This is a genomic window from Sulfuritalea sp. (assembly GCF_017302275.1).
Classification (GTDB): Bacteria; Pseudomonadota; Gammaproteobacteria; order Burkholderiales; family Rhodocyclaceae; genus Sulfuritalea.
In genome coordinates this window covers 1-7,978 of the sequence record NZ_JAFLDR010000072.1, presented here as the reverse complement: position 1 = coordinate 7,978, position 7,978 = coordinate 1, and the positions used below count along the sequence as shown (strand labels likewise).

General features: G+C 65.4%; 9 protein-coding genes and 1 pseudogene. 3 read left to right on the top strand and 7 right to left on the bottom strand.

The window, feature by feature from the left end:
- The coding region (locus tag J0M27_RS20830) for a hypothetical protein (RefSeq protein WP_294996483.1) at positions 1-207 on the bottom strand (207 nt) is incomplete at its 3' end.
- Between the two features lie 44 nt (positions 208-251).
- On the opposite strand from J0M27_RS20830, the gene J0M27_RS20825 reads away from it, so the two are divergent.
- The 3 genes from J0M27_RS20825 to J0M27_RS20815 all read left to right on the top strand — a co-directional run bounded on the left by J0M27_RS20825 (position 252) and on the right by J0M27_RS20815 (position 2,859).
- A complete protein-coding gene (locus J0M27_RS20825) occupies positions 252-674 on the top strand; it encodes a hypothetical protein (protein WP_294996481.1) in 423 nt (140 codons plus the stop codon).
- Positions 675-975: 301 nt separating this feature from the next.
- Positions 976-1,962 carry an NAD(P)H-quinone oxidoreductase gene (locus J0M27_RS20820; protein ID WP_294996479.1) on the top strand — a complete coding sequence of 329 codons (987 nt, stop codon included), beginning with the start codon at positions 976-978 and terminating at the stop codon, positions 1,960-1,962.
- A 237-nt stretch (positions 1,963-2,199) separates the two neighbouring features.
- Entirely contained in the window at positions 2,200-2,859 is a 660-nt protein-coding gene (locus tag J0M27_RS20815) for a DsbA family oxidoreductase (RefSeq protein WP_294996478.1), read from the top strand.
- On the opposite strand, the gene gstA is transcribed toward J0M27_RS20815, so the two are convergent.
- The 6 genes and pseudogenes from gstA to J0M27_RS20785 all read right to left on the bottom strand — a co-directional run.
- Positions 2,852-3,460, bottom strand: coding sequence for a glutathione transferase GstA (gstA, locus tag J0M27_RS20810; protein ID WP_294996476.1), 609 nt, complete (start codon positions 3,458-3,460; stop codon positions 2,852-2,854). The genes J0M27_RS20815 and gstA overlap by 8 nt on opposite strands.
- A 35-nt stretch (positions 3,461-3,495) precedes the next feature.
- Complete coding sequence (locus tag J0M27_RS20805) at positions 3,496-4,182, bottom strand: response regulator (protein ID WP_294996474.1); 687 nt, start codon at positions 4,180-4,182, stop codon at positions 3,496-3,498.
- Positions 4,179-5,411, bottom strand: coding sequence for an ATP-binding protein (locus J0M27_RS20800; RefSeq protein ID WP_294996472.1), 1,233 nt, complete (start codon positions 5,409-5,411; stop codon positions 4,179-4,181). Before J0M27_RS20800 ends, J0M27_RS20805 begins: the two co-directional genes overlap by 4 nt.
- Complete coding sequence (locus J0M27_RS20795; protein ID WP_294996470.1) at positions 5,408-5,971, bottom strand: NUDIX hydrolase; 564 nt, start codon at positions 5,969-5,971, stop codon at positions 5,408-5,410. Before J0M27_RS20795 ends, J0M27_RS20800 begins: the two co-directional genes overlap by 4 nt.
- Positions 5,972-6,180: 209 nt before the next feature.
- On the bottom strand, positions 6,181-7,662 hold the full coding sequence (gene nuoN, locus J0M27_RS20790) for an NADH-quinone oxidoreductase subunit NuoN (RefSeq protein ID WP_294996469.1): 1,482 nt from the start codon (positions 7,660-7,662) through the stop codon (positions 6,181-6,183).
- 37 nt (positions 7,663-7,699) lie between these two features.
- Positions 7,700-7,978 (bottom strand): annotated as a pseudogene (locus J0M27_RS20785) (NADH-quinone oxidoreductase subunit M); the annotation flags it as partial.

Sequence of the window (7,978 nt, the reverse complement as noted above, 5' to 3'; positions counted from 1 at the left end):
CGCGCCGGCGGCGTAACGCCGTTTCCGCCAAGCGCCGAGGCTGGTCATGTTGCGCCAGGTGTCGTGGGATGGCTGCGTTGATGGGTACAGGTTCAAGACCTGCGCCGGGGAATGCTCGATCACTTCTAGGAGACTGCCTTCGGGCGGGATGTCCTCGACTAACGAATGGAGCCCCCGGCGTGCGTCTTTCATCAGGGTCTGCTGCATGAGAGCAGCGTCAATGACCGTTTGTAGTAGCGCCGTCGCGAACCTTGCACGTCAAATTTGCGCAGTCCCTGCGATACCAGGACGACAACACCGATACAGCCAGAGTGCGCCCTCTGGGCGAGATTCAACGGCACGCAACTTCCAACATCAACATTGGTGAAGCGCTGCGCGCTTCAGGAGAAAGGCAACGAAACACCATCTTGCTTTTCACCCTTGACCTTCGTGGGGAAGCCCTTGTAGTGAAGTGGACGTCAGTAGAAAGTTGCCAACTCTGGCAATTTGATGCCATCTCTGGAAGCCGTTGGGCAAATATGGACGCACGAGATTTCCACATCCAGGCAATCGACTGCTACCCCGCCATTCATGGCTTTTCCGCGATTGTTGAGCATGGGCTAGCCTATCCCGTTTCCATACCCCATGCAAGCGCGATACCGCAGGCGGCCCGGTTGCGGCGGTGGCCCATGTGAGCCGCCGAGCGAGGAGCCGTGCCAGGAGTAGTCCGCTGGCGTTGTCCGACGACGACGCCGGCTCTATCGGCGTCGGCTAGTTTAGCCAGCGGCCTGGCGCGGCCCCGCCGCGACGGGTGAGCGCGGGGTTTCGCAAGGCCAATGGTTTGGCCTTGCGCCGCGCGAACGGGCGAGACTCTGGCGAGCCCTCCGCCGCAGGCCGGCGAGCCTGGGCCGACGACGCGGCCGGGTCGCCGGCCCGCCCCGCCAGATTTGAAATCCCACCCCTGCTAGACTTCCCGCTCCCCAACGGAGACCCGCAATGAAATACATCGAACACGGCAAGGGCGGCGGCCCGGAGTGCATGGCGCTGGCCGACGGCGCGATTCCCAGCCCCGCCCCCGGCCAGATCCTGATCGAAGTCGTCTGCGCCGGCGTCAATCGCCCCGACGTATTGCAACGCTCGGGCAAGTACCCGCCGCCACCCGATGCCTCGCCCATCCTCGGCCTCGAAGTCGCCGGCCGCGTCAAGGCCGTCGGCGAGGGCGTGACGGAATGGAAAGTCGGCGCTGGCGTTACGGCGCTTACGCCAGGCGGCGGCTATGCCGAGTACTGCGTGGCCGCGGCGAGCCATGCCCTGCCCATCCCGGATGGCATGGACTACGCCACGGCGGCGGCGCTGCCGGAAACCTGGTTCACCGTCTGGGCCAACCTGGTCGACTTGGGCAAGCTGAAAAAAGGCGAACGCCTGCTGGTGCATGGCGGCTCCAGCGGCATCGGCCTTGTCGCCATCCAATTGGCCAAACACCTGGGCGTCGAGTGCTTCGTCACCGTCGGCAGCGAGGAGAAGGCCGCCTTCTGCCGCGAGGCGGGCGCGGCGCATGCCATCAATTACCGCACGCAGGACTTTGCCGAGGAGGTGAAGCGCATCACCGGCGGCACGGGCGTGGATGTGGTGCTGGACATGGTGGGCGCGCCCTACCTGCAACGCAACCTCGCCAGCCTGCGCCGCGACGGGCGGCTGGTCTATGTGGCCTTCCTCGAAGGCAGCAAGGGCGAGGCCGACCTGCTGCCGATCATGGTGAAGCGCCTGACCATCACCGGCTCGACCATGCGCCCGCGCAGCCTGGCCGAGAAGGCGGCGATCCGCGACGCGCTGGCCGCCCACATCTGGCCGGCGCTGTCGCGCGGCGAACTGCTGCCGCACCTGTACGCGCGCTTCCCGCTGGCCCAGGCGGCGGAGGCGCACCGGCTGATGGAGTCGAGCAGGCATATCGGCAAGATTGTTCTGGAGGTAGGCAAAGCATGAGCACTGTTACCGTTAGCATTACCGAATTCGGGGCGCATTGCGCGGACTACCTTCGTCTGGTTGAGAAGGAAGGATCATCGGTAAATTTGACTCGCGATGGCGTTTTGGTAGCGCGCCTCGAAAGGCCAGCCAAGACCGAAAGAGCCGATGCGCCGTGGTTACGCCTGCGCGGTAGGGGACGCCTGAACGGCCCGCCTTCGACCAGCATGCTTTGTGAAGTGCCCTGAGGAAATCACCATGACCCTGACAATCGACGTGGTTTCCGACGTGGTCTGCCCCTGGTGCTTCATCGGCAAGCGCCATCTCGACAAGGCGCTGACTGAATGGCGCGCCGAGCACCCGGATGGCGAGGTGACGGTGAACTGGCACCCCTTCTTCCTCAACCCGGATACGCCCGAGGGCGGCGAGCCTTACCGGCCCTTCCTGGAAAAGAAGTTCGGCGGGCCGCAGGGCCTGGCCGAGATCTGGCAGCGCGTGCGCGAGGCGGGCAAGCCGGCCGGGGTGGACTTCGCTTTCGAAAAGATCGAGCTGCGCGCCAATACGCTGTTGGCGCATCGGCTGATCCACTATGCGCAGAGAGTCGGCGCTGGAGACACGGCGAAATTGATCGAGGCGCTGTTCGCGGCGCAGTTCCTCGACGGCCGCCATGTCGGCGACCGCGCCATCCTCGCCGAAATCGCCGGCGCCTGCGGCTTCGATGCGGCGGCGGTGAAGGCCTACCTCGACGGTGACGAAGATGCCGAAGCGGTAAAGGCGGATGCCGACCAGTCGCGGCGCATGGGCATCAACGGCGTGCCCTTCTTCGTCTTCAACCAGACGCTGGCGGCCTCGGGGGCGCAGCCGCCCGAGGCGCTGCTGGGCGTGATGCGCCAGGCTGCCGGCGACGGCGCTACTTGATCAGGCCTTCTTCCTTCATGGCCTGCTGCACGGCCGGCCGCGCCTTGACGCGCGACCAGTACTCGCCGAGCCGCGGGCGGCCTTCCTTGATGTCCACGCCGACCATGCGGCCCCAGCTCAGCACCGTGAACAGGTAGGCGTCGGCCACCGAAAAATCGCCGAGCAGGTAGTCGCGGCCCGCCAGCTTTTGCTCCAGCACGTCGAGGCGACGCCCGATCAGCGCGCGCGCCGCGGCTTTCGTTTCCTCCGACGAGGCGGGATTGAACAGCGGGCTGAAGGACTTGTGCACCTCGGTGGAAATGAAGTTGAGCATTTCCTGCAGGCGCACGCGCTCGAAGCTGGCGGCGGGCGGCGCCAGCTTCTTGGCCGGCGCCTGGTCGGCAAGGTATTGGACGATGGCCGGGCCCTCGGTCAGTACCTCGCCGTTGTCCAGCGCCAGCGCCGGCACGTAGCCGGCCGGGCTGATGGCGAAGAAGTCGGCGCCCGTTTCGGTCTTCTTGGTCTTCAGGTCGACCTTCTCGATGCTGTAGGCGAGGCCGGCTTCAGCCAGCACGATGTGCGGCGAAAGCGAGCAGGCGCCGGGGCTGTAATAGAGTTTCACTGTTCTTCTCCTTTTGGGTTTTGTCTGCGGGGGGGTCAGGAAGCGCGGCGGCCCTGCCCGGCCGCCTTCTGCTCGACGGCGAAGACGGCGGCCTCGACGCGCGAACTGAGGTTGAGCTTGGCCAGGATGTGCTTCACGTGCAGCTTGACGGTGTCATGGCTGATGTCGAGCACGCGGGCGATGGCCTTGTTTGACAGGCCTTGCGACAAATGCTGGAGTATCTCGCGTTCGCGCGCGGTGAGCAGCTTGAGGGTGTCGGTCTTGCTCGCTGCCGTATTGCCGCCCTGCAGCAGGTTCACCAGCTTCAGCGTCATCGCCGGCGCCACCACGGTCTCGCCGCGCACGGCGCGCTGCACGGCGTCGACGACGTCCTCGGGCTCCATGTCCTTCAGCAGGTAGCCCTTGGCGCCGGCCTGCATGGCGGCGGCGAGGTCTTCCTCGGCATCGCTCACCGTCAGCACCAGCACCGGGCCGTTCCAGCCGCCGGCCACCAGCTGGCGCAGCAGCGCCAGGCCGCCGTGGGGCGGCATGTTGAGGTCGGTGATGATGACGTCGGGCTTGGCCTCGGGCAAGACGCGCATGGCATCGTCGCCGTTGCCGGCGATGGCCGCGACCTTGATCGTGCCGCGCTGTTCCAGCAGCTCGGCCAGCCCCTTGCGGAACAGCGTGTGATCATCGACCAGCATGACGCGGATTGCTTCATCGGCGACCGGCAGGTTCATCCCGAGATGCCTCCGCCGGGAGGGAAGCTGAGCCTGACGCGGAAACCGCCACCGGCCAGGTTGGCGACCTCGAGGTGCCCGCCGATCTTTCCGGCGCGCTCGCGCATGATGGCGAGGCCGAAATGGTCGCGCAGGCCGGCATGTTCGTGGAAACCGTCCACCCGATTGGCGATGGCGAAGAAGCCCTGCCCGCCCTTGCCGTTGTCTTCCACCGTGGCATCGTAGTAGTCGCCGGCCGCCGCCAGGGTCATGCGCGCCTCGGTGGCGCCGGAATGCCGCGCGACGTTGGCCAGCGCCTCCTGCAGGATGTGGAATACCTGGCTTTCCTTTTCCGGCTCCAGGCGCAGGTCGGTCAGCTTGTTGTCGTAGTGCAGGACGATCCCGGTGCGCTCCTGGAAGCCGCAGGCCAGCCCCTGCAGCGCGTGGTGCAGACCCATCGGGTCCATCCGGCTGCGGAACTGCACCAGCAGTTCGCGCAGGTGGCCGTAGGCGTCGTCCAGCGCCTGGCTGACGTCGCCGGCATACTTGGCGCTCTGCTCCAGCGACTGGTCGGCCAGCGCGTCGTTGAGCATGGCCATGCGCATCTTCATGTAGGCCAGGGTCTGCGCCAGCGAGTCGTGGATTTCGGCGGCCATCATCTGGCGTTCGCTGGTGAGCACGATGCGCAGGTTCTCGCGCTTCAGCCGCGCGTTTTCCAGCGCCATGCCGAGGTGCTCGCCGATGGAACGGAACAGCAGCGCGACTTCCTCCGGCAGTTCGAAGGCTTCCGGCAGGAACAGGTTGTAGGTGCCGAGCAGGCGGCCGGCATTCGACAGGGGCACCACCACCATGGCCTGGCAGCCGGTGGCAAAGAAGTTTCCGCCGGTGCGCTCCGCGCAGCCTTTCAGCTCGATCTCGAACAGCGGGCGGTTCTGCCCGATGGCGATCCCGCAGACACCGCAATCGCGCGAAACCAGCCGCTCCTTTTCGACCACCGCCGGCGGCAGGCCGCGCGAGGCGACCATGCGCAGGTGCTTGCCGTCGCTGGTCAGCACCCGCACCACGCCCGCGTCGGCCTTGGCCAGCCGGATCATGGTGCCAAGGAAGCGGCCCAGCAGTTCGTCGAGGTCGTCCTCGTCGGCGAGGTTGCTGGCGATCTCGGACAGGACATGCAGCGCTTCCAGCGTGTGGCCGCCGGACGGATCGAGGTCCAGGTGCTCCAGCGCGGTGGCAGGGTCAGGCTTGCTCATTCGGGAAGCGGCCAGGCGCCGCTGGTGATCTTGTCGGCCCACAGCAGCGCGCTGAGGGTCTTGCCATCGGTGATTTCGCCGTCCTGCACGGCGAGCATGGCGTCGGCCACGCTCATTTCGGTGATTTCGATGAATTCGCCATGGTCGCGCTGGTGCCCGACGTAGATCAGGCCCTGTGCCCAGAAGATCTCGATGCGCTCGTCGGCGTAGCCGATGCACGGGTGCATGGTCGCCAGGTGGCGCCAGTGCCTGGCCTGGTGGCCGGTTTCTTCGCGCAGTTCGCGCTTTGCCGTGTCCAGGGGGTGTTCGCCGGTGTCGATCTTGCCGGCGGGAAGCTCGATGAAGATGCGCCGCAGGGGATAGCGGAACTGGCGCTCGAACAGCAGCTTGCCGTTGTCGAGGACCGGGATGACGACCACCGCCCCGGGGTGGGTGATCCATTCGCGGACCGCCTCTTGGCCGTCGGGCAGGCGTACCGTGTCGCGCCGAACGTGCAGCAGCTTGCCGTCATATACCGGCTCGCTGCTTACCGTGTGTTCGATCAGGTCGGAATCGTCCATGAGGTCATCGAAGGATGATGGAAATTGGCGCGGTTTTGCAATGGACTATCTTATCTCAGGCGGGCGCCGAAACCCTGCTTGCGATTCATGGAGAAGTACCCGAGGCGAACCGGCGACGCCGATGGCGATGGCGCGCGCAGGGCGAAAAAAAACCGTCATGCGCTACCCGCAGGACGGCTTTTCCAAGCGGCGCGCCGAAGCGCGGCGGGTCAGAGCGAGCGCATCAGGGTCGTGGTGCTGACCAGCATCAAGGCGTCGGGGAAGAGGCCGAAGCCGGCTACGGCGAGGCCATTGAGCGACAGCAGCACGCGCAGGTCGAGCCCCGCCGAGATGGGCGCCGAATCGGCCGGCGCATCGAAGTACATCAGCTTGACCACGCGCAGGTAGTAGAAGGCGCCGATCAGGGAGAACATCACGGCGATCACGGCAACCGTGGTGTAGCCGGCCTTGATGGCGGCCAGCAGCACGGCGAACTTGGCGAAGAAGCCGATGAAGAAGGGAATGCCGGCCATGGAGAACATGAAGATCAGCATCATCGCGGCAAACCACGGGCTGCGCTTGTTGAGACCCTTGAAGTCTTCCAGGTTCTCCGCTTCGTACCCGGCGCGCGAGAGCAGCAGCACCATGCCGAAGCCGCCGAGGGTCATCAGCACATAGGCGACCGTGTAATACAGCGCCGAGCTGTAGGCATTGACGGCGGTGAAGGCGTCGACCTGCCCGCCGACCACGCCGGACATGAGGCCGAGCACCATGTAGCCCATGTGCGAAATCGCCGAATAGGCCAGCATGCGCTTGATGTTGGTCTGCGCGATGGCGGCGAGGTTGCCCAGACCGATCGACAGCACGGCCATCACCAGCAGCATCTTCTGCCAGTCGCCGGCAAGCCCGAACATTCCATAGACCAGCAGGCGCATCGCCATGGCAAAGGCCGCCAGCTTGGGCGCGGAACCGACGAACATGGTCACGGCGGTCGGGGCGCCGTGATAGACGTCGGGTATCCACATGTGGAAGGGTACGAGGCCGAGCTTGAAGGCGACGCCGGCGACGAGGAACACCAGGCCGAACACCAGCACCGTCTTCTCGCCGTGGCCCTGGTACATCGCCTGCGCGATGCCGCCCAGTTCGAGGCTGCCGGTGGCGCCATAGATCATCGACATGCCGTAGAGCAGCAGGCCCGAGGCCAGGGCGCCGAGCACGAAATACTTCATCGCCGCCTCGGTACCGCGCTTCGAGTCCCGGTCGATGGCGACCAGGCCATACAGCGACAAAGACATCAGTTCCAGGCCGAGGTACATCGTCAGCAGGCTGGCGGCCGAGATCATCACCATCATGCCCAGCGTCGCGTAGAGCACCAGGACGTAGAACTCGCCCTTGTCCAACCCACGGTCGGCCAGGTACTGCCGGCTGTAGACCAGCATCATCAGCACGGCGAAATAGGTGATCAACTTGAGGAAGTCGGACAGCAGGTCGTCGACGAACATGTTGCTGAAGGTCAGCGTGGTTTGTCCGTCGGACGTGACCAGGGTGAGCGCCGCGCATCCGAGCAGGGTGATCGCGGTCAGCATGGCGGCCATCCAGCGATGGGTGGCGCCGAAGAACAGGTCCACGAACAGCACCAGGAAGGACATCAGCAGGAGAAATATCTCCGGGGCTGCCGGGTACAGGTCGGGCATCACGAAATTGTTCAGCATCGCTTCTCTCGTGTCTTTCTAGTCGTGTGCCTTGGGCTCAAAGCTTGCTGGCCGCAACATGCTTGAGCAGGTTATCCACCGATGCGTGCATCACCTCGGTGAAGGGGAAGGGATAGAGACCCATCGCCAGCACGCAGACGGCGAGCAGGCCAAGTACCAGGAACTCGCGTCCGTTGATGTCGGTGAGCTCGGCGACGTGCGGGTTGCCGACCGGGCCGAAGACCACGCGCTTGATCATCCACAGCGTGTAGGCGGCGCCGAGGATCAGCGTCGTGGCGGCGGCGAAACCCATCCAGAAATTGGCCTTGATGGCGCC

What these genes read in the sequence shown, in the direction of transcription:
- nuoN (WP_294996469.1), bottom strand. Translation starts at nt 7,662, where the DNA reads ATGCTGAACAATTTCGTGATGCCCGACCTGTACCCGGCAGCCCCGGAG.
- J0M27_RS20815 (WP_294996478.1), top strand. Translation starts at nt 2,200, where the DNA reads ATGACCCTGACAATCGACGTGGTTTCCGACGTGGTCTGCCCCTGGTGC.
- J0M27_RS20805 (WP_294996474.1), bottom strand. Translation starts at nt 4,182, where the DNA reads ATGAACCTGCCGGTCGCCGATGAAGCAATCCGCGTCATGCTGGTCGAT.
- J0M27_RS20820 (WP_294996479.1), top strand. Translation starts at nt 976, where the DNA reads ATGAAATACATCGAACACGGCAAGGGCGGCGGCCCGGAGTGCATGGCG.
- J0M27_RS20800 (WP_294996472.1), bottom strand. Translation starts at nt 5,411, where the DNA reads ATGAGCAAGCCTGACCCTGCCACCGCGCTGGAGCACCTGGACCTCGAT.
- J0M27_RS20795 (WP_294996470.1), bottom strand. Translation starts at nt 5,971, where the DNA reads ATGGACGATTCCGACCTGATCGAACACACGGTAAGCAGCGAGCCGGTA.